Genomic DNA, 22,442 nt, shown 5'->3' with positions numbered 1-22,442 from the left:
GTATTCATTTTGGAGTTGCAAAGCTAAAAATTTTAAATTTATTTTTTGTGATTAATATGTTTTTAAATCTGAAGTATGTTTGTTTATTACTATATTTAAGATAGGTTAATTTAAATTATAAAAATTCACTTCATATGAAAAGATACCTAACCATTTTGACCCTAATTATTTTTCAATATACTGCAATTGATGCTTTAGCACAATCGCTTGTAGCGAATTATTTGTCTTCTCAATTGATTGACCAAGGGGTATTTAACAACAAAGATAACTCGGTAAAATTTGTGTACAAATCCAATGATGCTAAAGAGGTTTATTTATTTGGTTCCTGGTTGGATTGGGGAACTGAGCGACCAATGCACGTAAAAATGCGAAAGGATCAGTTTGGGAATTGGAATTATGAGGAGAAAAATTTGCCTTCCGATATGCATAGTTATTATTTTGAAGTGGATGGCAGGAAAGTATTGGATCCTTTTAATCCGAGGGTGATTCGTGATATGAATGAAGTGTATAATACATTTATCAATTTTGGTGATCAGGCAAATTTATATAAACCTGCGGAGGTTCCAAGGGGAAATGTAGAACAGGTTTGGTATCCTTCAAATACCCGTAATAAAAGTCGACGAATGAGTATATATACCCCTTCAGGCTATCGGGAATCTAAAAACAAGTTGCCTGTATTGTATTTATTACATGGTATGGGAGGGGATGAAACCTCCTGGTTAACGTTAGGAAGACTCGCGTTTATCATGGATAATTTAATAGCTCAAGGAAAAATAAAGCCAATGCTCGTGGTTATGCCTAATGGACATACTCAGAATACTGCGGCACCGGATATTTCTACTCAAATACTGGTATTAAATCATCCTAGTGGAGATCTTGGAAGCGCGGAAATGGAAAACAATTTCCCGGAAATCATCCAGTATATTGAAAAAAACTATCGGGTGAAAAAGGATAAAGCCAATCGGGCCATTGCTGGTTTATCCATGGGAGGCTCTCATACTTTATTTATTTCTTCGCTATACCCGAATACGTTCGACTACATCGGTTTATTTTCGGCGGCATTTAGAATAAAAGATTCTAAAGAAAAGGTATATACTGAATTTGATAAAAACTTGGCTATTCAGAAAAAGAATGGCTATAAATTGTATTGGATTGGTATGGGGAAAACAGACTTCCTGTATAAAACCGGAGAAGAGTTTAGGAAGAAATTAGATGATACAGGTTTAAAATATACTTATGTAGAAAGTGAAGGTGGACATACTTGGTCCAATTGGCGAAAATATTTAGTTGAATTTTTACCTCAACTTTTTAACGAAAGTTAGCGCTAGGGAACTCTTGTTTTTCATAAGTATTAAAAAAGGGCTTCTTAATAAAGAAGCCCTTTTTTAATACTTATCAAGAGTACTTAATTGTATTTTTTAATTAAATTTTCAATGACTTTAGGATAGTGTAAATGTTCTAACTGCTGGCCTTTGAATTTTATTTTCTCTAAGGTGTCTCCTGGCTCTATTCTAAATTTAGATTGATGGATAATTTCTCCTTCATCAAATCGTTCGTTTACGAAGTGTATTGTAATTCCATGTTCCTCTTCATTTGCAGCTAATACGGCTTGATGAACACGGTCGCCATACATGCCTTTACCGCCAAATTTTGGCAATAGAGAGGGATGAATATTAATGATTTTATTTGGAAAATGCTGTAATAAATTCTCCGGCACTAACCATAAAAATCCAGCTAATACAATCAAATCTATTTCTAGTCTTTTTAATATATTAACAAGTTCATCCGTATTGTAACAGTCGTGTCTGTCGAATACATGGGTAGGGATTTCAAAATTATCCGCACGTTGAAGCACGTATGCTTCAGGATTATTACTCAACACGAGGGCAACTTCAGCAGCGTCAGCATATTTGAAATGCTCCATAATTTTTTGAGCATTTGATCCTGATCCTGAAGCAAAAATAGCTATACGCTTTTTCACAATATGATATTGATAGAAATAAATAATTGAATTACTATACAAATATAGTGGATTTTTTTGTATATGTGGTTAGGCTGACGCTGTTTTAAGTTTAATAATTCCTATATTGAGGAATTGTATGAGCGGTTTGACGATGAAAATTTATTGGATAGTAAGTTTATTTCTGTTTTTGAGCAGTCATGATTTATTGGGACAAGCGCCCAAGCAATTGCCGGCTTTTCAGCAATTTATCAACTATACTAATCAAGCTCCTTTTACCATCGATTCGTTGGATAAGAAACACAAACAAGTATTTATTTTGTATGATCCAGGTTGTGGACATTGCCAAGAGTTAGGCAATGGAATGGGGAAAATGATTCATCAATTGGACACTGCCATTGATTATTACCTGATTTCCATGGTGGAGAAAGAACAAGTAGATGGATTTATTAATATGTTCGCCAAACCATTGAAGAATCATCCTCAAGTAACTTTTCTGTACGATCCTGTCGGGGAGTTTATCACCTTATTCCATCCTAAAAATTTTCCTTCTACTTATATTTACGATAAAGGGTCATTGAAATTAATTAAACATTTTGATGGGGAAAATAAGTTCGAAAAACTATTCCCTATACTTAAAATCAACAAATAGAAACTTTATGTTTCTAAAGTTCGCTTATATTGGCTTTTATTTTCCTAATATTAAAAATAAATAGTTATTTGAATAAAATATTACGTAATTTTATACAGGTAATGGGGCTAAAAGTACTTTAAAACGATTAATTACTGTTAGATTATCTTCATTATTGGTTTTATTATGTTTAATAATTAACTAATATGAAAAATAACAAGGTTCCATGCACGAAGGTTTTGTAGCTGAAAATCTATAAATTTTAATTTACTCGATCAAAGCTATTGAATAAAGTGTTCGTTAGATGGAAACCTTAACCATTAGCCATTGAATGGCTGAATACGATCTAGAAAAAATTTGTTTGCTTAGTCATTGATTTGAATTAATGAGCTGCTAGCATTTTTATGTCAAACAAATTTAGTATAGCGAAATAAAAGTAAAAAATAGGAGAATTGTTTACGTATTAATTTTTTTATGATAAATATATATAAAGAATTACAGTATCCTAATCAGGAAGTTTTTGCAGTGATAGAATCTGTTGTTTTGAATATTGAGGATGAACATAACGGTATGTTGATTATCAAAAGAAATGATATGCCCAATTGGGTAACTGTGGTCAAAGATTATATCATAGACCATTGGAATAAGCCGATTAGCTTAGAGGAATTGGCAAACTTGGGGAAAGTTCATCGAGTTACTATTTCTAAATATTACTCCAAGTATACCGGAAGTACCGTGTTACTCTATCAACGAAAAATTAGAATCATCCGATCAATTGAATATATCAAGTCTGAAAAATATTCTTTAACAGAAATTGCTTTTTTATGTGGATTTGCAGACCAAAGTCATTTTACAAGATATTTTAGACAGACAGTAGGTTATCTGCCTAAGTATCTGCTAAAATGAAAACGCTAAATATATTCTATTTTAAACCTTTATCAAGGCTTTCTTTTGTATAATAAGAAGAGATTACAGATTTATGAAAATACTTCAAGGTGCACGAATACCAAAAGCAAATGGACATTACAGTACAGCAGTTGTTTCCAATCATTTATTATATATTTCTGGTCAGTTGCCTATTCCTTTTGATGGAAAAATCTTACAACATGATGATTTTGAAACGGAATTTAATATCATTTTTCAAAATATATTAAGCATCCTTCAATCGGCATCGATATCCGTTAATAAAATTGTTAAAGTCACTGCGTATATCAGTGATTTAAAATACTTTCCACAATTTAATTCATTGTTTGCCGATTTTATTGGTAAGCATAAGCCTGCAAGGACCGTAATTCCTGTTGTTAGTTTACCGCATGGATTTAAATTGGAGGTAGAGCTTATTGTCGAAGTATAATTAAAACTTGCACACATACATAATAACCCGTATATGCATTATTCCCTAGAATGCCTCTTTTGCTATGTAAATGAGGGATATAGGTTGAGTGATGATTAGTTTTTCAAATTTAGCTTTACAGCTGTTTTCAAGGATCATAGAAATTGGACCAACTAAGGAGCAACTTTTGACAAACTTAAATTTTACAAGAAGGGGATAGTCAGTATTGACCATCCCCTTTTTTTGCTTCTCGAAAAACCAAAATAGATTGATGAGTTATTTTGTTTTTAATACTTTGTCCAATAAGTTTAGACCAATGGCAGCTATATCTGTGCTTGAATTGCTCAGGATAATAACCACTGATTTGTCATCCGGGACAAATCCAATAAATGAATATGAACCAGCCGTATTTCCAGTATGGTAATAATAGGTTACATCCTCCATCATGCTCATATGCCAAGCTAAGCCAATATCAGAATTGGGAGGTACGAAAAAAGTATATTGCTTGGTGAGGTTCATCGCTTTTTGAATAGCAGACTCCGGATAAGTAAGCTGTGCAATCACATAACGAAGCATATCATTCAGTGTTGATTTTAAAGATCCGGTAGCACTTAATGCTTGAAAATTCCAAAAAGGCACTTTTTCTCCTTTTTCGTTATGTGGATAAGCGACGTTTAGATTTTTTGGATCAATAACATCGGTTGTACTAGTCATTTCTAATGGAACCAAAACGGAGTCTTTTAATAATTGTTGGTAAGGTTTTTTGCTAATGATGGTTAAAAGTTCTCCTAGCAATCCGTAACCTATATTGCTATACAAATATTCGGTTTCTGGCTCTGTCTTCGTTTGAAAATTCTTTAAGAAGGAAAATAATAGTTGTTGATTATAATGTGCATAAGGATCTGAACTATTAAATTTAGGACCAACATTCCAATTATCAGCCATTCTAGGAAGTCCAGAAGTATGATTGGCTAGCATTTTGAAAGTTATTTTTTGCAATGCTGGGTTATTCGCTAGGGAGTCCGGTAAAAATTTACTAATGGAGTCATCTAAACTGATAATTCCAGTATTCACTAACTCTGCGAGTAGGGAAGCGGTAAACGTTTTCGTTATGGAACCAATCTCGTAGAGGGTATTGGCATCGGGTAAGGTTTGATTTCCTTTTTCAGTTTCTCCGTAAAAAAAGGTGTTTATTTTATTTTTATGGATGATTGCTATCGATAATGATTGTGCATTACTTTGAGTGGCATAATTTCTTGCTATGGAATCTACATAACGATCCAATGGGCTTTTGGTTTCCACGTTGGAAATTACACTATCTTTCTTGCTGATTGGGACAGCTTGAAAAGGCTTGAACTCTAAATAATTGTAATTTAAAAACGTATCAATACGAAGAACGATGGATAAGGTCTCTTTTTCAAAATTGACTTTGTAAGTAGCTTTTCCTTCTTCAAAAGTTTGCAAAGTTGCTTCTTGAATTTTACCTAAACTAAAAAGTTGGTTTAGGACAGTATTCATTTGCTCTGCAGAGATTTTTTTCTGAAAATCGATACTGGCTAATTGATAAATAGAATCTGGTTGTTGAGAATTAAAGAAATATTCAATACGATTAAAAATTGCTCTATTCTTAGCTTCCGCCTCATTTTCTTGCGCTATTGCTACTTGAATGAAACTGCTAATGATCAACAGGATTAAGCTATGAAGGATGTTTTTCATGCTCAAAAATACAAAACAATTTATAATCCAATAATTTGTTTTAACCTAGCGTATCCAGATTTACTAATATTGACCTTTCCGCCCGTAGTCAGTGTAGCAATATAACTGTCTTTTTCCATGGGTTCGATCTTTTGAAGTTGATCTACTTTTACGATAAAGGAACGGTGCACACGCACAAATTGTTTCGGATTGAGCTGTTTTTCAAAGGAGCTCATGGTCTTGTTTTTTAGAAACATACCATCATTGGTATGAATCTTCACATAATCGTCGTAAGCCTCTAAGTAGTTGATTTGATGAATCGGAATAATTTTTATTTGTGCGCCATTTTTTACGACGATACGTTCTAAGGTTTCTTCAGCTAAAGATTCTTGGAGTTTATCAGTGTCGATTTTAGTCTTAGTCTGCGATTGAAAAGAAAGCTTGAATTTATCTATTGCTTTTTCGAATCGGTCAGGGCGTATAGGTTTTAACAAATAGTCGATGGCGTTTTTTTCGAATGCCTTTAAGGCAAATTCATCAAATGCCGTAGTAAAGATGATATGGGGTTGTTGATCAAGCAATTCTAACATTTCAAACCCAGTAAGTTTGGGCATCTGAATATCTAAAAATACAAGGTCAGGTTGGTGTTGCTGAATAGCTTTGACTCCTTCAAAACCATCGTTGCATTCTGCTAATACTTGAAATTCTGGAAATTGCTGTAAATATTCCAATACCATACTTCTCGCCAATGGCTCATCATCAATAAGAATAGTTTTTATCATAGTTGCGGTATTCTTAGAATGGAAATGAAAATATTTCCTTGTGTTTCTGTTTGTAATAAATCCGTTCGTCCGAATAACAAATATAATCGACGTTGTATGCTGGATAGACCAAAGCCAGTACCTTTCTTTTGTTCGTACTGATTAGGTTCAAAAGGATTGTAAATTTTTATAGTCAACAGTTGTTGGTCTAAAGTTAAAGAAATTTTGATTGTGACCTGCTCCGTTACATTGTACAAGCCAAACTTGATGGCATTTTCGACAAGGGGTTGTAAAATCATGACCGGTATGTTTGCCTTCAAAAGCTCCTCATGGTAGTCAATTTCGGTGTCTAAGCGATGACCAAACCTCACCTTTTCGATATCTAAATACAAAATGAGGTGATTTAATTCTTCTTCTACATTGCTGAATTGCTTATCGTCTTTGCGCATGGTTCCTCGCAAAAAGTCTGAAAGCTGAAACACCATATTTCTTGCTTCTTTAGGTTGATTGCCAATCAATGCAATGATGGAGTTTAAACTGTTGAATAAAAAATGCGGTTGAAGTTGCTGTCTTAAATTATAAAGTTCTGCATCACGAACCATCTTTTCACTTTCATCTTTTCTTTTTTTGTTGCTTAAAAGTTCCTCTTGAATATTCCAGAACACATTAATGGTCATGACGCAAGTGATGATAAGGAAATTGATGACAAATCGGAAAGGAAGACTGAAGTTTAAATACATTAACTCTTCATCAGGAAGAAATTGAACTATGATAAAACGCGTAATGGTGATGCTAATCAACGCGAAAATGGCTGCAAGAGAAAATAATTTCCAATAGTTTCTTTTATTGGGAATGTAATATTGCTGGGAACTATATACGATATAGGTAATCGCAGTAATCGTCAACGAACTGATAAGAGCGTCGTATATAGATACCGAACGGCCAATTTTGGACCACCATAGTAAACCATAGATTATTAAAAAATACAAAACAAAAATAATCCAAGAGGTCGCATGGATAATAGATCGTTTAGATTGTTCAACAATGGGTTTTTGCATTGCAAATAAACTAGCTGTTTTTGATCGTTAAACCTCCGAAAATAGAAGTTCCAGTAATGTATATTTTTTTGTTATCGTCTGTAGTTATTTCATACGTAGGCCTACGATCATCCACTTCGCCAAAAATGGATGATATATTTGAAGAGACTCTCCAGTTCATAGGAACGATGATTTTTGTGCTACCAAATAATTGAAAGGTATCTATCACTACAGGTTGTTTAAGATCGGCTTGTAAAAAATTCAAAACCGTACTGCCAAAAACACTGGTGATGTTGCCCCCTAAAAAGTTTTTACTTAAAATGACTTTTTTAGTGTCGCTGAAAAAATTGTCTATTTTAATGTAATTCTCAAAATCTGGCGTAAAGTTTTGATAATGTTGTTTCCTATGTCCAGAAGTATGTTCTTGTGTATAATTTCCTTTAGCTTGGTCTTGAGCCGTATCTGTGCTTTGATTAAATGGCGAATCTACCCGCTTATCCCAGTCAAAATCATCATTCTTAGGTGCAGGAGGTGGGATAGGGACTTTGTTTCTATTTCTATTCAGTAAATAAAAGCCTAGAAAAATAGCCGCTGCAGGGATGATGAATTTAGCAATATTTAAACCCAACTCATTTTTTAAGAAAAAGAACAAACCAATACCTATTAAAATATGGGCGGATTTTTTTTCGAATTTTGAATTTACACCAATGACTAAACCAATAATAATTAATATGGTTTCCCACCCGAAAAACCAACCTGGAAGCATATTTCCTAAGTCTAAGTTTTTCATGAGTAAGGCAAAGCCAAGAAAAATAATGATGGCTCCAACTAAGGTTGAAGTATTATTGTTTTTTGGTGGTTTATTTTCTTCCTCTGGATTCATGTTTTGTTTGTTCGTTGTCATGTACCTTTTGATTTAATTTATTCAAAAGTATTGCGAATATACAAATCAGCCAATATGAAATAGGCTTTATGCCTAGTTTTTTCGGTGAACATACGAATTTAGTCGGTAAACAAAGCTTAATAATTTCTTAATCTTGGATAATAAATCTGCTTAATTAATTAATATAACAATAAATTTTTAATAAAATTTGGATGTTTGAAATTAAATATTATATATTTATGACTGAAAATAATGGATTAAACTTAAATATTATACTAATCTAATGGGAGATTTTGATAACAAAGAGCGTGAAGAGGTATTTTCAAAAAAGGTGAGAGCGGGAAAACGTACTTATTTTTTTGATGTAAAGGCTACTCGTTCCAACGACTACTATGTGACCATTACAGAAAGCAAAAAGCGTTTTGAAGATGGACAATTTATTAAACACAAAATATTCCTGTATAAGGAGGATTTTGAAAAATTCGCAGAAGGATTGCAAGATGTAGTTGAATACATCAAGTCAAATCAAGAAGTGATTGAGAAAAGATACGAACCTAATCAGGAGGAAACTGGTTATGATCATAATGGAGAGTTAGTTCAAAAAGACGACTTTTCATTTTAAATCAGTTACAACTATATAAACAGCCTCTAAGTTATTAGGGGCTGTTTTTTTATGCCAGGATTTTAGACTTTAAATTCCTCCACTTGCCTAGGTTAAGGAATTATTAAAGAAGTTTCATGTAAATTTATTCTATATCGAATAGATTTTGTTAATTTCGATTTCCAATTGAAGATGATTACTAAAACAACGTTTATGAATAAATTACTTTCTGTAAGTTGCTTTGCCTTTTTATTACTTGGAGTAGAAGTAACAATAGCGCAAACCAAGAAACTAACTTATCAACAAGCTTGGGGTCAAGCAAGTTCCTTAACACAACCTATCAACCGATTTGAGGGTTGGGCAGATGGATCAAATTACATCGAAAGAGCGCAAAATGAGCTGAATCAAGTTCATGTTAAGACCGGGAAAAAAGAGAAATACACCTATCCTGTTAATACATCAACACGAGTTTTTATTAAGGATAATGATATTTTTATTCAATATGCAGGAAGTGCGGAGAAAAAACTTAGTAATTCTCCAGCTATTGAAGAACAAAACCCGACATTATCTCCTGACGGTAAATACATCGCTTTTACACGTGAAAGTGATTTGTATGCATTGGATATTCAGTCAGGTAAGGAGGTTCGGTATACCAATGATGGGACGGATGTTATTTACAATGGTTGGTCATCTTGGGTATATTATGAAGAAATCTTAGGTAGATCGACTAATTATAAGTCCTTTTGGTGGTCTCCAGATAGTAAGCAAATTGCATTTATGCGTTTTGACGACACGAAAGTTCCCATGTTTCCAATCTATGGGTCTAAAGGACAGCATGGCTATCTCGAAGAAACAAGATATCCGAAAGCAGGCGATGCGAATCCAGAAGTGAAGGTTGGATTTGTTCAAGTTGAGGGATCTCCGGTAGTATGGGCAGATTTTGATGAAAAAATGGATCAATATTTTGGACAACCTTATTGGAGTTTTGATAGTCAGTCTATCATGCTGCAATGGATGAATAGAGATCAAAATAATTTAAAATTTTATGCGGTTAACCCATCCACAGGAACTAAAAAGGAAATTTATCATGAAGAACAGGCTTCATGGATTAATCTAGACCATGAGGAACGAATTACGTATTTGGCGGATAATAAACATTATATTTTAAAATCTGATAAAACAGGCTGGGCTCATTATTACCTATATACTTTAGATGGGAAATTAATCAATCCTATAACCAATGGGGATTGGCAAGTGTCGAACATCTCGCATATTGATGAGAAATCTAAGGTATTGTATTTTACTGCACGCAAAGAAAACTCGGCTACTGTCGATTTATACCGTGTAAATTTCAATGGAAAAAATTTAAAGCGATTGACATTTGGGGATTTTTCTCATCAGGTTCAAGTGTCGCCAGATGGTAAATATTTTATTACCCATTATTCCAATTTAGAAACACCGACGAAAGTAGCATTGTTAGATACGAATGGAAAATTAATCAAAGAATTGGCAGATAGTAAATCAGCAGACTTTAATAACTATAAGGTAGCGAAGAGATCTTACTTTACTATTCCATCGGACGATGGGAAATTTCAACTGCCCGTGATTATTACTTATCCAACTGATTTTGATGAAAACAAAGTGTACCCGGTAGTTATGAGTATCTATGGTGGACCCGATGCAGGCTCTGTAAGAAATACTTGGAAAGGTGTAAATGGAGAGTACTGGGCGCAAGAGGGGATTATTCAAATAGAATGTGATCATCGTGCATCAGGGCATTTTGGCAAACAAGGAGTGGCTTGGATGCATCGTAATTTGGGGAACTGGGAATTAGTGGATTATATAACGGTGGCTAAATGGTTGAAATCAAAACCTTGGGTTGCAAAAAATAAGTTACTAATTACTGGACATAGCTATGGTGGTTATATGGCCTGCTTAGCTTTGACCAAAGGCGCGGACTATTTTGATTTTGGTATAGCAGGTGCTCCTGTAACCAGTTGGGATTTGTACGATACTCATTATACAGAGCGATGGATGGATACGCCACAAGATAATCCAGAAGGATATAAGCAAGGATCTGTATTGACTTTTGCAGATCAATATAAAGGTAGATTAAGAATTATGCATGGTGATATGGATGATAATGTTCATATGCAAAACACTATTCAACTAGTAGACGCATTGACTGATCGTCAAGTACCATTTGAATTGATGATTTACCCAGGAAGTCGTCATGGGTTTGACCGTACTAAGTCAGCTTATGATTTTAAAGAGCGAGTTCGGTTTTACTATCAATATTTGTTGGAGAAACCAATTCCTAAGGAGATGAATTAAAATCACGAAAAAAGGCTAAGAAAATACATAATCTTAGCCTTTTTTAATGATATAAAGCATTGGTACAACGAAAAAAATTATCATATTTGCATTAATTACATAACCATGCTGGAATTTCTAAAGGACATTACGTTTAAAGCAAACGACGTATTTTTAAGAGCTATTGATATTTTAATGCGAAATTATATTTCGATCGCTGGCTTATGTTTCTTGTTATTTGTTACTTCTAACCTATCTTCTTTTTTAGCAATCTATCTTGATTCCTCCAATCTCTTTATCAAAATAGCTTTACTTTTGATTTTTGTAGGATTGTATTTTAGTTTGCAATTGGTGTTATTAAAAAATGCCGTAGTATTGGCTAAAGGGGATAAGAGTCCAGGTTTTTGGGGCTTTGTTCCGTCTTTTTATCAGTTTTTAAATTATATCTTCGGTCTGATCCTTTATTCCTTGATTACCTTCGTGGTGTACTGCATCATGTATGTGCTGTGTTTTCCTTTATTGTTTTTAGGACTCAGCATGGATACGGTTCGTTTTGAGATTCATCCCTTTTTAACTGGATTGGTGCTGTTGTTTGTGTTGATACGGACAACCTTCTTTCCATTTTTCATCATAGAGAATGGATTTAATACGATTAAATCCTATAAATTTAGTTTATCGATGACGAAGGGGAATGTCATGAAGCTTTTAGTAATCATATTTATCATCGCTTCTACGCATTTAATGCAGATAGGAGCGGACTACTTAGGTTATTTTTTAGTTTCAAAAATATTGAGTTTGATTAATTCATTTATCATCATACCGGTTGTGAGTGTAGTTATGTCTATCGTTTATATTGATATGATGAAAGCCTATAAATTGGAACATCCGGAAATATCTACGGAGAAATACAATCTTTAATTTTAGCTAAAGTTATTTTGAAGAAAAAAAATATAGCCATTATAGGTTCTACAGGAAGTATAGGTACGCAGGCATTGGAGGTGATTGAAACCTTTCCTGAATATTTTGCAGTAACTGTACTAACCATAGGGAAAAATGCCGATCTACTCCTAGCACAAGCCTTAAAATTTCATCCTCAAGTAGTCGTAGTCGCAGATTTAATTGCATATGAAAAAGTTAAATCTGGCTTACAATCTACTGCTATCAAAGTACTATACGGTGAAGAGGCCTTGGAAGAAGTCGTGAATAGGGAGGATGTGGATGTCGTATTAACTGCCGTAGTAGGATCAGCAGGTTTAAAACCTACAGTGGCAGCGATTAAAGCGGGGAAAGATATTGCACTGGCTAATAAAGAAACGCTTGTTGTAGCGGGTGAACTGATTACCGAATTGGTAGGTAAATATCAAGTTAAATTATTGCCTGTAGATTCTGAGCACTCAGCGATTTTTCAATGTTTAGCAGGTGAAGAACAGAACCCCCTAGAAAAGATTATTCTTACAGCATCAGGAGGGCCATTTCGTGGAAAAACAATCGGTGATTTAGCAACTGTTACTAAGCGGGAAGCATTAAAGCATCCGAACTGGGAGATGGGGGCGAAGATTACGATTGATTCTGCTTCTTTAATGAATAAGGGCTTGGAAGTAATCGAAGCTAAATGGTTGTTTAATTTGGAACCGGATCAAATTGAGGTGATCGTACATCCCCAATCCATCATACATTCGCTAGTTCAATTTCAAGATGGATCTTTGAAGGCGCAAATGGGATTGCCGGATATGAAATTACCTATTCAATATGCTTTAACTTATCCAGCACGTTTTCAGAATGATTTTCCTCGGTTTAATTTTATGGATTATCCTCAGCTGACTTTTGAAAAGCCAGATATGCAGACCTTTAGGAATTTGGGCTTTGCATTTGAAGCTTTAAAACAAGGCGGGAATGCAGCTTGTGTATTGAATGCGGCAAACGAAATTGTGGTAGAAGCATTTTTGAAGGATGAGATTTCGTTTTTGGGTATGAGTGATATTATAGAAGAGACAATGTGTCAGGTTTCTTTTCAGTCTGGACTAGGATTGGAAGATTATTTGTATTATGATGCAGAAAGTCGAAGAATGGCACGAAGTTTAACACAAGGTATTCATAAGAAGTAAATTAATAATCGTATAAAATAAGAATTAATGGGAATTGTTATTATGGTAGGACAAGTGTTACTAGGCTTGTCACTATTAATTATTCTGCATGAATTGGGGCATTTTTTAGCTGCAAGGGCATTCGGGATCAAAGTAGAAAAGTTTTATTTGTTTTTTGATGCTTGGGGAGTAAAGCTGCTTAAGTTCAACTATAAAGGTTGTGAATACGGAATTGGATGGTTACCACTAGGAGGCTATGTGAAAATTGCTGGTATGATCGATGAGTCGATGGATACGGAGCAATTGAAAGGTGAACCACAGCCATGGGAGTTTCGATCAAAACCCGCATGGCAACGGCTGATTGTTATGCTAGGAGGAATTATTGTAAACGTGATCGTTGGTGTATTAGTATTCTGGATGATTACGTTTAATTATGGTAATTCTGATTTGGATAATAATAAATTATTTGGGGTTCAACCAGGACTTATTGGTCAAAAGGTAGGTCTTCAAGAAGGCGATAAAATCTTAGCTGTAAATGGTAAAAAAGCAAATTTGTTTTTTGCTGATTTGATGACCTCGGAAGTCCTCATGGGGGATGCGGTATTAACGGTAGAGCGTGCGGGTTCTGAAATGCAGATAACGCTACCTAAAGATATTCTGAATGATGTTTCAGACCATAAGAAAAACGAATTCGTTCAGCCAATTTTTAAAATGTTGCCTGTTAATGAAGTGGCCAAGGATTCTCGTGCAGAGAAGATGGGCTTAGCAATAGGCGATAGTATTGTTTCGGTGAATGGTGTTCAAGTGGTTCGCTTGGATGTTTTTAAGCAGGAATTAGAGCGTAATAAAGGCAAAGAAATAAACTTAGGGGTGATTCGGGATGGTGTTTCGTTAAATCTTAGCAGCGCTGGCGATACGACCAATGTTTTAGGGTTTGGAAACCTTCCAATGTTGTCTAAAACATTTGGTTTTATGGAATCATTGCCTATTGGAGCGAGTAAAGCATTCTCTGTTATTACTGATAATATTAAAGGTTTTGGAAAAATATTCAAAGGCGAGGTGCGTGCTGATAAAGCATTATCTGGACCAATTGGTATTGCGACGATGTTTGGTCAAGAAATCGATGGACTTCGTTTCTGGAGTTTAGTGGGTATGCTTTCTATGGCCTTAGCCTTTATGAATTTATTGCCTATTCCAGCTTTAGATGGTGGTCATGTGATCTTTTTATTAATTGAAATGATTCAAGGAAAGCCATTGAGCGAAAAGTTTTTAGAAAAAGCTCAACTTGTAGGTTTCTTTATCTTAGTTGCCTTAATGATCTTTGTTTTTGGAAATGATATTTTTAAGCTGACTAAGTAGCTATTAAAAAATACGATACGCAAGATCCTCTATACCTAATTGGAATAGAGGATCTTGTTTTTAATTGGTTTTTAAATCGATTGGGACTATTTTTTCAAAAGTCATCTGAATGTATTAACGTAAATAAATATTCAAATTTATATAGTCAATTTAAAATAATTTGTACCTTTGTCTCCCAATATAATGAAAGAGACCTTTTACCCCATAGCCGCAAAAAAAGAAGTTTCAACTGTTATTCAATATAGTCGTTGATATGTTAGCCCATTTGGGCTTTTTTTGTGTTTCGTAATTGACTTTCATACAATTGGAAAATATTTTTAACTCTACATAAGAATGACCAACTACAGCAAATTGCCAGCAATTTTAGTCCTTGAGGATGGAACTGTTTTTCATGGAAAAGCAGCAGGAAAAATCGGTACCACAACAGGGGAAATTTGTTTTAATACAGGAACTACAGGGTATCAAGAAATATTTACAGATCCATCCTACTTTGCGCAGATTATGGTAACGACCAATGCACATATTGGTAATTATGGCATTGATGGAGACGATGAAGAATCTGGAAAAATTCAAATCGCTGGATTAGTATGTAAAAATTATAACATCAATTATAGCCGTAAAATGGCTGATCAATCTATTCAAATGTACTTCGAAGAAGGTAATTTGGTAGGTATTTCGGATATAGATACACGTTCATTGGTGCGTCATATTCGTGACAAAGGAGCAATGAATGCCATTATTTCTTCTGAAAATTTGGAAATTGAATCTTTGAAAGCGGAGTTGGCTAAGGTGCCTTCAATGGCTGGATTAGAATTGTCTTCCAAAGTTTCTACTACAGAGCCTTATTATTATGGAGATGAATCTGCTAGTACTAAAATTGCCGTATTGGATTTAGGGATTAAAAAGAATATTCTAAGAAATTTTGATGCTCGTCAGGTATATGCTAAGGTATTTCCTGCAAAAACTAGCTTCGCTGAAATGGAACAATGGAATCCTGATGGATATTTTATTTCCAATGGGCCTGGTGATCCATCTGCAATGGATTATGCAATTGAAACGGTAAAAGAAATTTTAGCAGCAGATAAGCCGATGTTTGGAATTTGTTTAGGTCACCAAATTTTGGCTTTAGCAAATGATATTCGCACTAGAAAGATGCACAATGGTCATCGTGGAATCAATCATCCTGTGAAAAATATTATTGCTAATAAATGCGAAATTACTTCTCAAAATCATGGTTTTGGTGTAGTGGCTGAAGATATTGAAAATTCTGATGTGGTAGAAATTACCCATGTTAATTTGAATGATAATTCGATCGAAGGAATTCGTGTGAAAGGTAAAAAAGCATTCTCTGTACAGTACCACCCAGAATCTTCTCCTGGTCCTCACGATTCAAGGTATTTATTTGACGATTTTATAGCGATGATTAAGGACTAATCTTTTGCTGTTCTTCATACAAAAAGTCATTAAGTTTTATACTTAATGACTTTTTTGTTTTAATAGGGTAAGACCAGGAAATAGAGGGATAAAAAATAATTTAAAATAATCAAATTATTAAGGATTGATGTATATAGTTTTTTCATATTTTTGATATACTTATAATATTTCTTATTTTAGTGTTATTATTACACTAAGTGAGAAAAGAAAATTTAAAAAATAAAAAATGAGCTTGATTATTGACGTACATGCGCGCCAAATTTTAGATTCGCGCGGAAATCCTACAATAGAAGTGGATGTAACTACACAAAACGGTTTTGTTGGCCGTGCTGCGGTTCCTTCTGGGGCTTCTACAGGTGCACACGAGGCTGTGGAATTACGTGATGCAGATAAGAAAAAATACCTAGGTAAAGGTGTTTTGAAAGCTGTTGAAAATGTAAACACAAAAATTGCTAAAGCATTAGAAGGTGTTGATGTATTCGAGCAAAATGCTATAGATAAAATCATGATCGATCTTGATGGATCTGAAAATAAAGGTAAATTAGGTGCAAATGCTATTCTAGGTGTTTCTTTAGCGGTTGCTAAAGCTGCTGCTCAAGAGAGCCGTCAACCATTGTATCGTTATATTGGTGGTGTAAATGCAAATACTTTACCACTTCCAATGATGAATATCATCAATGGTGGTGCGCATTCGGATGCTCCGATTGCTTTCCAAGAATTTATGATTATGCCTGTAGGTGCTGAATCATTCTCGGAAGCTTTACGTTGGGGAGCTGAAGTTTTTCATAATTTAAAGAAAATTCTTCACGACAGAAATCTTTCTACTGCAGTAGGTGATGAGGGTGGTTTTGCTCCAACATTTGCGGGTACTGAGGATGCGATTGAAACGGTATTAGAAGCTGTTAAAAAAGCAGGTTACAAGCCAGGAAAAGACATTTGTTTGGCTTTAGACTGTGCTTCTACAGAATTCTTCGTGAAAGGTAAATATGATTACACGAAATTTGAAGGTAAGTCTGGTTCTGTTCGTTCAATCGAAGAGCAGGTTGATTATTTGGCAGAATTAACTGCTAAATATCCTATCATCTCTATCGAAGATGGTATGGCTGAGGATGACTGGAAAGGTTGGAAATTGTTAACTGAGAAAATTGGTGACCGTGTTCAATTGGTTGGTGATGATTTATTTGTTACTAATACAAAAAGACTTCAAGAAGGTATTACTAAATCTATCGGTAACTCTATCTTAGTGAAGGTGAACCAAATTGGTTCTTTGACTGAAACAATCAACGCCGTACAATTGGCTCAAACGAATGGTTATACTTCGGTAATGTCGCACCGTTCTGGTGAAACTGAGGATACAACTATTGCTGATTTGGCGGTTGCATTGAATTGTGGTCAAATTAAAACAGGTTCTATTTCTCGTTCTGATAGGATCGCAAAATATAATCAATTGTTAAGAATTGAAGAAGAATTGGGTGTAAATGCAAAGTTCATTGGTAAGGACTTTAAATATGCTCCTAAAAAATAATAACGAATACATCGTTATTTATTTTATATAACATTTTGTTTGTATTCTGACCTTTTAGTCTGAATACAAACAAAATGTTTTTAGTTTATATAGCATTGACCTGCGAATTTGCTTCATTAAAATTTTGCTTTATTTTAATGAAAATTCTTATCTTTAACTGGTTTAAATTTCTACTTTAATATATGGAGCGTATAGTTAACACCATAAAAAACAAATATCTTATCGCCGTAGTGGCATTTGTGATTTGGATGTGTTTTTTCGATCGCTATGATATAGCTACGCAATATGATTTTCAAAAAGAGAAGAATAAATTAGAAGTAGAAAAAGCTTATTACGTGAATGAAATTGGATCAATTGAACAATCGATAAAAGATGTTCAGTATAATAAAAATGAGATTCAACGCATTGCTCGTGAAAAATATAAAATGAAAAAGGACGTAGAAGATGTTTATATTATTACTGAAACTACCTTAAATAATTAACCTCTTCTAGTCATCTCATCCCTTTATTTTCCTTATTATTTATTGGCTTTTTATAAGCGATATTTCTTGGTAGGTGTCAGATATTGCAAATATACGATACCCGTGTTTATGTAATAATTCGAAAAATTTCTTTCCTTTCATAATTCCATCTTCAAAGAATCGTTCATGGGTTTCTACAAGAATTTGAGTAATAGTAATTCCACTATTTAATATATCTTCCATTACAGCATATTCCGAGCCCTCTATGTCCATTTTGAGCACATCAATATGTTGGTGATTCAACTCTTCTGATATGTCCTTAAAGCTTTTTAATAACACTTCAATTGAATTCTCTTCATCGAGCAATTTATGCTCATATACACTGCCAGAGACGTGTTCTTTGTTTTTTGGTAAAAGAAAGGAAACATGTTCTGTTTTTTCACCTATGCCGTATGGATGAAAAATAAATTGTTCGGGAATATCGGTTTTTTGAATATAGTTTATGGATTTTGGGGTAGGGTCAAATCCATAAACTTTACAATTATGTTTTTTTATGATGTTTAGATCGAAAGATATATCTTCACCAATTCCAAATGAATAAACTACAGCTCGTTCTGGTATTAGGGTTGGATCTACATAAAATCCACCGTAACCATTACCATACCATTGTTTTGTTCTTTTTTCTTCGATAGCAATAAATGCAATTTTGCCTATTCGAGCCTTTATCCAGTATTCTAGTCTTTTAAGTTTATTATTTCTTTCCATTTGTTTAGGTTAGCCTAATAAATATAGCTAAATACTGTGGAAAAGAGAAGAATTAAACTTCAGATATTGCGTTAATTATATCGTATTGTGTAATGATGTTTATTTTACCATATTCATCTTCAACTAAAACAGCTTGGGAGTCTTTGTTAATCAGACTTGAAATTTTATCTATTGACGTATTTAAATCAACAAAATGGAACGGTTTAGTCGCTATTTCGTTAACGGCAGAAGATTTTAAGGACGGATTTTCAAGTAATGCAGATAAAATATCTGACTCTGTTACTTTACCCATCACCATACCTTGCTGAGTTAATGGTATTTGGGATATGTTCAAAGACTTCATAATATTAAATGTTTCTAAAACAGATTGTTCTACATCCACTGTTACAATATCTTGAAGGCCTCTATTTTTTAGGATGGTTTTAGCCGTAATTTTCTCGTCTTTTAAAAAGCCACGTTCTCTTAACCAATCTTCATTATACATTTTTCCCATGTATCTTGAACCGTGGTCATGAAATATAACTACTACAACATCCTCTTCTCTTAAACTTTTACCTAATTGCAATAATCCAGCGACAGCAGCTCCTGCAGAATTACCAGCAAATATTCCCTCTTTTCGAGCTAAATCTCTGGTCATTAGTGCTGCGTCCTTATCAGTGACTTTTTCAAATAAGTCTATTTGATTGAAATCAACATTTTTTGGCAAGAAATCTTCACCAATACCTTCAGTGATATAAGGATAAATCTCGTTTTTATCAAAAATGCCTGTTTCTTTATATTTTTTAAATACGGAGCCGTAGGTATCAATTCCCCAAACTTTAATCGAAGGATTTTTTTCTCTTAAGAATTTTGCAGTTCCGGAAATTGTTCCTCCTGTCCCAACACCTACTACTAAATGCGTAATCTTTCCTTCTGTTTGTTCCCATATTTCTGGTCCAGTCTGCTCGTAGTGTGCTTGTGAATTGGAAAGATTATCATATTGATTAGCTTTCCAGGCATTAGGGACTTCCTTTTCTAATCGACTAGAAACAGAATAATAGGATCTTGGATCTTCCGGTTCCACATTCGTCGGACAAACAATTACCTCCGCACCAAAGGCGCGTAAAGCATCTATCTTTTCTTTGGATTGTTTATCTGTAGTTGTGAATATACATCGGTAACCTTTCACCACAGCAGCCATGGCTAATCCCATTCCTGTATTTCCCGAAGTTCCTTCTATGATTGTGCCACCAGGTTTTAGTAAGCCTGCTGATTCTGCATCTTCTATCATTTTTAAGGCCATCCTATCTTTAATAGAATTGCCAGGATTTGAAGTTTCAATCTTTGCCAAGATTGTACCTTTTAAATCCTTGGTGACTTTGTTTAATTTGACCATTGGTGTATTACCAATCGTTTCTAGAATATTGTTATACCACATAGGTGAAGAAATAGCGCTAAGTTATCTACTACAAAGGTAGATATTTTTTAGAATTTAAGATGTTTTACTGTTAAGCCATTATTTTTTAATTGCTTAAGTGCGTCAATTCCAATTTTAAGGTGTGTTTCTACGTAGGACCTAGTAACAGTCACATCTGATATTTCAGTTTTAACTCCTTCAGGAACCATAGGTTGATCTGATACCAATAACAATGCACCAGTTGGAATCTTATTCGCAAAGCCTACGGAGAAAATAGTCGCGGTTTCCATATCCACAGCCATTGCTCGAATATTTTTCAAGTATTTTTTAAATACTTTATCGTGTTCCCATACACGTCTATTAGTGGTATAGACTGTTCCTGTCCAATAGTCTCGTTGATGGTCTCGGATAGTGGTAGAAATTGCTTTTTGAAGCGCAAATGCAGGGAGCGATGGAACTTCAGCAGGAAAGTAATCATTGGAGGTACCTTCACCACGTATAGCAGCAATTGGAAGAATAAGCTCACCAACTTCAATTTTTTTCTTTAAGCCTCCTGTTTTACCTAAGAATAGTACTGCTTTAGGTTTTATGGCCGATAACAGATCCATCACTGTAGCGGCTACAGAGCTACCCATTCCAAAATTGATAATGGTAATACCTGCTGCCGTGCAACTTTGCATAGGCTTGTCTTCTCCTAAGATAGGAGCATCGTCATGCAATTGCGCAAACAGTTTAACATAATTACTGAAATTTGTCAATAAGATATAATCTCCAAAATCATCTAATGGTCTACCCGTATAGCGTGGAAGCCAATTATTTACAATTTGTTCTTTAGTTTTTAAACCTACTTTAATAGGAGTATCTACTTCCTTATTTAACTTTTTTGACATAGTACAATTATTTAAAAATGTTTCGGCTAATAAAAAACCCTCGTTTTTAGGCGAGGGTTTATGTTATGCAACTTGTAATTTCTTAAAATCTGTTTTTGCAAACTTGTTCTTCGCGTAGTCCAAAGATATTTGAAGGAGATTATTATCAAGATCATCCTTTGATGAGGGAATCTCAAACATGGCATCCAACATGATCGCTTCGCAAATACTTCGCAAACCACGAGCACCTAATTTAAATTCCCATGCTTTGTCCACTATAAATTCATATACTTCTGGCGCAAAACTTAATTCAATACCTTCATATTCGAACAATTTCATGTATTGTTTTACCAAGGCATTTCTAGGTTTCGTAAGAATGCTTAGTAAAGTTTCTTTATCCAATGGATTTAAATGTGTAAGCACTGGAAGACGACCAATTAATTCAGGAATCAATCCGAAATTCTTCAAGTCTTGAGGAGTAATGTATTTATAAAGATTGTTTAAATCGATATCTTGATCCTCATCTTTCATTTTATAACCCACAGTTTGAGTTCTCAATCTATTTGCAATTTTCTTTTGAATACCATCAAAAGCACCACCACAAATAAACAATATGTTGCTGGTATTTACGCTGATCATTTTTTGATCAGGATGTTTACGTCCACCTTGAGGTGGAACATTTACATTCGTACCTTCTAATATTTTCAACAATGCTTGTTGAACACCCTCACCAGAGACATCCCTTGTGATTGAGGGGTTATCACTTTTACGAGCAATTTTGTCAATTTCGTCGATGTAAATAATACCACGTTCAGCCGCTGCTACGTCATAATCTGCAGCTTGTAATAAACGAGTCAGTATACTTTCAACATCCTCACCTACATAGCCAGCTTCTGTTAATACTGTCGCATCAACAATACAAAAAGGCACATTTAATATCTTGGCAACAGTTTTTGCTAATAACGTTTTTCCTGTACCCGTCTCACCAACGATGATTAAATTAGATTTTTCGATTTCCGTTTCATCAGTTTCCACGCGTTGATTTAACCTTTTATAATGGTTATATACAGCAACAGAAATAACTTTTTTCGCATCATCTTGACCTATTACGTATTGGTCTAAATGGTCTTTAATCTCCTTTGGACGTATTAATTTAAGTGCAGTTTGAATGGAGTTGTTTTTGCGTTGCTTAAGCTCTTCTGCCAAAATCTCACCTGCCTGTTGCACACATCTATCGCAGATATGAGCTCCATCGCCTGCAATAAGCATTTGAGCTTCATTCTTACTGATGCCGCAAAAGGAGCAATGCACATCTCTACTATTCGTTTTACTCAT

The 22,442-nt window shown here is 34.4% G+C and carries 21 protein-coding genes; 12 read left to right on the top strand and 9 right to left on the bottom strand.

The window, feature by feature from the left end; translation table 11 throughout:
• Window positions 1-134: 134 nt before the first annotated feature.
• Window positions 135-1,322 carry an alpha/beta hydrolase-fold protein gene (locus ACFRAE_RS09675; RefSeq protein ID WP_422796948.1) on the top strand — a complete coding sequence of 396 codons (1,188 nt, stop codon included), beginning with the start codon at window positions 135-137 and terminating at the stop codon, window positions 1,320-1,322.
• Window positions 1,323-1,405: 83 nt separating this feature from the next.
• Here ACFRAE_RS09675 and purN read toward each other — a convergent pair whose 3' ends face one another.
• Window positions 1,406-1,981, bottom strand: a complete 576-nt coding sequence (gene purN / locus ACFRAE_RS09670; protein ID WP_422796947.1) for a phosphoribosylglycinamide formyltransferase — start codon at window positions 1,979-1,981, stop codon at window positions 1,406-1,408.
• A 133-nt stretch (window positions 1,982-2,114) separates the two neighbouring features.
• On the opposite strand from purN, the gene ACFRAE_RS09665 reads away from it, so the two are divergent.
• The 3 genes from ACFRAE_RS09665 (at window position 2,115) to ACFRAE_RS09655 (ending at window position 3,945) form a co-directional block, all read left to right on the top strand.
• Complete coding sequence (locus ACFRAE_RS09665) at window positions 2,115-2,612, top strand: redoxin (RefSeq protein ID WP_422796946.1); 498 nt, start codon at window positions 2,115-2,117, stop codon at window positions 2,610-2,612.
• 453 nt (window positions 2,613-3,065) lie between these two features.
• Window positions 3,066-3,497: a helix-turn-helix transcriptional regulator gene (locus ACFRAE_RS09660; protein WP_422796945.1), complete on the top strand. Its 432-nt coding sequence runs from the start codon at window positions 3,066-3,068 to the stop codon at window positions 3,495-3,497.
• Between the two features lie 73 nt (window positions 3,498-3,570).
• Entirely contained in the window at window positions 3,571-3,945 is a 375-nt protein-coding gene (locus tag ACFRAE_RS09655) for a RidA family protein (protein ID WP_422796944.1), read from the top strand.
• Between the two features lie 255 nt (window positions 3,946-4,200).
• On the opposite strand, the gene ACFRAE_RS09650 is transcribed toward ACFRAE_RS09655, so the two are convergent.
• Genes ACFRAE_RS09650 through ACFRAE_RS09635 form a run of 4 tightly spaced genes read right to left on the bottom strand, consistent with a single transcriptional unit; the run spans window position 4,201 to window position 8,321 of the window.
• Entirely contained in the window at window positions 4,201-5,640 is a 1,440-nt protein-coding gene (locus ACFRAE_RS09650) for a serine hydrolase domain-containing protein (RefSeq protein WP_422796943.1), read from the bottom strand.
• A 20-nt stretch (window positions 5,641-5,660) separates the two neighbouring features.
• Entirely contained in the window at window positions 5,661-6,401 is a 741-nt protein-coding gene (locus ACFRAE_RS09645; RefSeq protein ID WP_422796942.1) for a LytR/AlgR family response regulator transcription factor, read from the bottom strand.
• Window positions 6,398-7,438, bottom strand: coding sequence for a sensor histidine kinase (locus tag ACFRAE_RS09640; protein WP_422796941.1), 1,041 nt, complete (start codon window positions 7,436-7,438; stop codon window positions 6,398-6,400). Before ACFRAE_RS09640 ends, ACFRAE_RS09645 begins: the two co-directional genes overlap by 4 nt.
• 10 nt (window positions 7,439-7,448) lie before the next feature.
• Window positions 7,449-8,321 carry a LiaF transmembrane domain-containing protein gene (locus ACFRAE_RS09635; protein WP_422796940.1) on the bottom strand — a complete coding sequence of 291 codons (873 nt, stop codon included), beginning with the start codon at window positions 8,319-8,321 and terminating at the stop codon, window positions 7,449-7,451.
• Between the two features lie 262 nt (window positions 8,322-8,583).
• On the opposite strand from ACFRAE_RS09635, the gene ACFRAE_RS09630 reads away from it, so the two are divergent.
• The 8 genes from ACFRAE_RS09630 (at window position 8,584) to ACFRAE_RS09595 (ending at window position 18,098) form a co-directional block, all read left to right on the top strand.
• Window positions 8,584-8,922: a DUF3276 family protein gene (locus ACFRAE_RS09630; RefSeq protein WP_422796939.1), complete on the top strand. Its 339-nt coding sequence runs from the start codon at window positions 8,584-8,586 to the stop codon at window positions 8,920-8,922.
• Between the two features lie 192 nt (window positions 8,923-9,114).
• On the top strand, window positions 9,115-11,235 hold the full coding sequence (locus ACFRAE_RS09625; protein ID WP_422796938.1) for a DPP IV N-terminal domain-containing protein: 2,121 nt from the start codon (window positions 9,115-9,117) through the stop codon (window positions 11,233-11,235).
• A 105-nt stretch (window positions 11,236-11,340) separates the two neighbouring features.
• Window positions 11,341-12,132, top strand: a complete 792-nt coding sequence (locus tag ACFRAE_RS09620; protein WP_422796937.1) for a hypothetical protein — start codon at window positions 11,341-11,343, stop codon at window positions 12,130-12,132.
• Between the two features lie 17 nt (window positions 12,133-12,149).
• Window positions 12,150-13,319: a 1-deoxy-D-xylulose-5-phosphate reductoisomerase gene (locus ACFRAE_RS09615; protein ID WP_422796936.1), complete on the top strand. Its 1,170-nt coding sequence runs from the start codon at window positions 12,150-12,152 to the stop codon at window positions 13,317-13,319.
• Window positions 13,320-13,346: 27 nt separating this feature from the next.
• Window positions 13,347-14,657, top strand: a complete 1,311-nt coding sequence (rseP, locus tag ACFRAE_RS09610) for an RIP metalloprotease RseP (protein WP_422796935.1) — start codon at window positions 13,347-13,349, stop codon at window positions 14,655-14,657.
• 333 nt (window positions 14,658-14,990) lie between these two features.
• Complete coding sequence (gene carA, locus ACFRAE_RS09605) at window positions 14,991-16,091, top strand: glutamine-hydrolyzing carbamoyl-phosphate synthase small subunit (protein WP_422796934.1); 1,101 nt, start codon at window positions 14,991-14,993, stop codon at window positions 16,089-16,091.
• 226 nt (window positions 16,092-16,317) lie between these two features.
• Complete coding sequence (gene eno, locus ACFRAE_RS09600; protein ID WP_422796933.1) at window positions 16,318-17,616, top strand: phosphopyruvate hydratase; 1,299 nt, start codon at window positions 16,318-16,320, stop codon at window positions 17,614-17,616.
• Between the two features lie 182 nt (window positions 17,617-17,798).
• Window positions 17,799-18,098 (top strand): FtsB family cell division protein, encoded by a 300-nt coding sequence (locus tag ACFRAE_RS09595; RefSeq protein WP_422796932.1) that lies wholly within the window; start codon window positions 17,799-17,801, stop codon window positions 18,096-18,098.
• A 39-nt stretch (window positions 18,099-18,137) separates the two neighbouring features.
• Here the strand turns inward: ACFRAE_RS09595 and ACFRAE_RS09590 are convergent, their stop codons facing one another.
• The 4 genes from ACFRAE_RS09590 to clpX form a co-directional block, all read right to left on the bottom strand.
• The gene (locus ACFRAE_RS09590) at window positions 18,138-18,842 is read right to left on the bottom strand and encodes an FkbM family methyltransferase (protein WP_422796931.1); all 705 of its coding nucleotides are present in this window, start codon (window positions 18,840-18,842) and stop codon (window positions 18,138-18,140) included.
• Between the two features lie 52 nt (window positions 18,843-18,894).
• Window positions 18,895-20,259 carry a pyridoxal-phosphate dependent enzyme gene (locus tag ACFRAE_RS09585; RefSeq protein ID WP_422796930.1) on the bottom strand — a complete coding sequence of 455 codons (1,365 nt, stop codon included), beginning with the start codon at window positions 20,257-20,259 and terminating at the stop codon, window positions 18,895-18,897.
• 47 nt (window positions 20,260-20,306) lie between these two features.
• A complete protein-coding gene (locus tag ACFRAE_RS09580) occupies window positions 20,307-21,128 on the bottom strand; it encodes an AMP nucleosidase (RefSeq protein ID WP_422796929.1) in 822 nt (273 codons plus the stop codon).
• Between the two features lie 63 nt (window positions 21,129-21,191).
• Entirely contained in the window at window positions 21,192-22,442 is a 1,251-nt protein-coding gene (clpX, locus tag ACFRAE_RS09575; RefSeq protein ID WP_422796928.1) for an ATP-dependent Clp protease ATP-binding subunit ClpX, read from the bottom strand.

The organism is Sphingobacterium sp. HJSM2_6, from assembly GCF_049316305.1.
Lineage (GTDB): Bacteria > Bacteroidota > Bacteroidia > Sphingobacteriales > Sphingobacteriaceae > Sphingobacterium.
This window is presented reverse-complemented; position numbering and strand designations above follow the sequence as displayed.

Excerpts from the sequence above, each read along its gene's own strand:
- ACFRAE_RS09665 (WP_422796946.1), top strand. The coding sequence starts at position 2,115 with ATGAAAATTTATTGGATAGTAAGTTTATTTCTGTTTTTGAGCAGTCAT.
- carA (WP_422796934.1), top strand. The coding sequence starts at position 14,991 with ATGACCAACTACAGCAAATTGCCAGCAATTTTAGTCCTTGAGGATGGA.
- ACFRAE_RS09635 (WP_422796940.1), bottom strand. The coding sequence starts at position 8,321 with ATGACAACGAACAAACAAAACATGAATCCAGAGGAAGAAAATAAACCA.
- rseP (WP_422796935.1), top strand. The coding sequence starts at position 13,347 with ATGGGAATTGTTATTATGGTAGGACAAGTGTTACTAGGCTTGTCACTA.
- ACFRAE_RS09580 (WP_422796929.1), bottom strand. The coding sequence starts at position 21,128 with ATGTCAAAAAAGTTAAATAAGGAAGTAGATACTCCTATTAAAGTAGGT.
- ACFRAE_RS09640 (WP_422796941.1), bottom strand. The coding sequence starts at position 7,438 with ATGCAAAAACCCATTGTTGAACAATCTAAACGATCTATTATCCATGCG.
- ACFRAE_RS09630 (WP_422796939.1), top strand. The coding sequence starts at position 8,584 with ATGGGAGATTTTGATAACAAAGAGCGTGAAGAGGTATTTTCAAAAAAG.
- ACFRAE_RS09585 (WP_422796930.1), bottom strand. The coding sequence starts at position 20,259 with ATGTGGTATAACAATATTCTAGAAACGATTGGTAATACACCAATGGTC.
- clpX (WP_422796928.1), bottom strand. The coding sequence starts at position 22,442 with ATGAGTAAAACGAATAGTAGAGATGTGCATTGCTCCTTTTGCGGCATC.
- ACFRAE_RS09590 (WP_422796931.1), bottom strand. The coding sequence starts at position 18,842 with ATGGAAAGAAATAATAAACTTAAAAGACTAGAATACTGGATAAAGGCT.
- eno (WP_422796933.1), top strand. The coding sequence starts at position 16,318 with ATGAGCTTGATTATTGACGTACATGCGCGCCAAATTTTAGATTCGCGC.
- ACFRAE_RS09625 (WP_422796938.1), top strand. The coding sequence starts at position 9,115 with ATGAATAAATTACTTTCTGTAAGTTGCTTTGCCTTTTTATTACTTGGA.
- ACFRAE_RS09660 (WP_422796945.1), top strand. The coding sequence starts at position 3,066 with ATGATAAATATATATAAAGAATTACAGTATCCTAATCAGGAAGTTTTT.
- ACFRAE_RS09650 (WP_422796943.1), bottom strand. The coding sequence starts at position 5,640 with ATGAAAAACATCCTTCATAGCTTAATCCTGTTGATCATTAGCAGTTTC.
- ACFRAE_RS09645 (WP_422796942.1), bottom strand. The coding sequence starts at position 6,401 with ATGATAAAAACTATTCTTATTGATGATGAGCCATTGGCGAGAAGTATG.
- ACFRAE_RS09655 (WP_422796944.1), top strand. The coding sequence starts at position 3,571 with ATGAAAATACTTCAAGGTGCACGAATACCAAAAGCAAATGGACATTAC.
- ACFRAE_RS09595 (WP_422796932.1), top strand. The coding sequence starts at position 17,799 with ATGGAGCGTATAGTTAACACCATAAAAAACAAATATCTTATCGCCGTA.
- ACFRAE_RS09675 (WP_422796948.1), top strand. The coding sequence starts at position 135 with ATGAAAAGATACCTAACCATTTTGACCCTAATTATTTTTCAATATACT.
- ACFRAE_RS09620 (WP_422796937.1), top strand. The coding sequence starts at position 11,341 with ATGCTGGAATTTCTAAAGGACATTACGTTTAAAGCAAACGACGTATTT.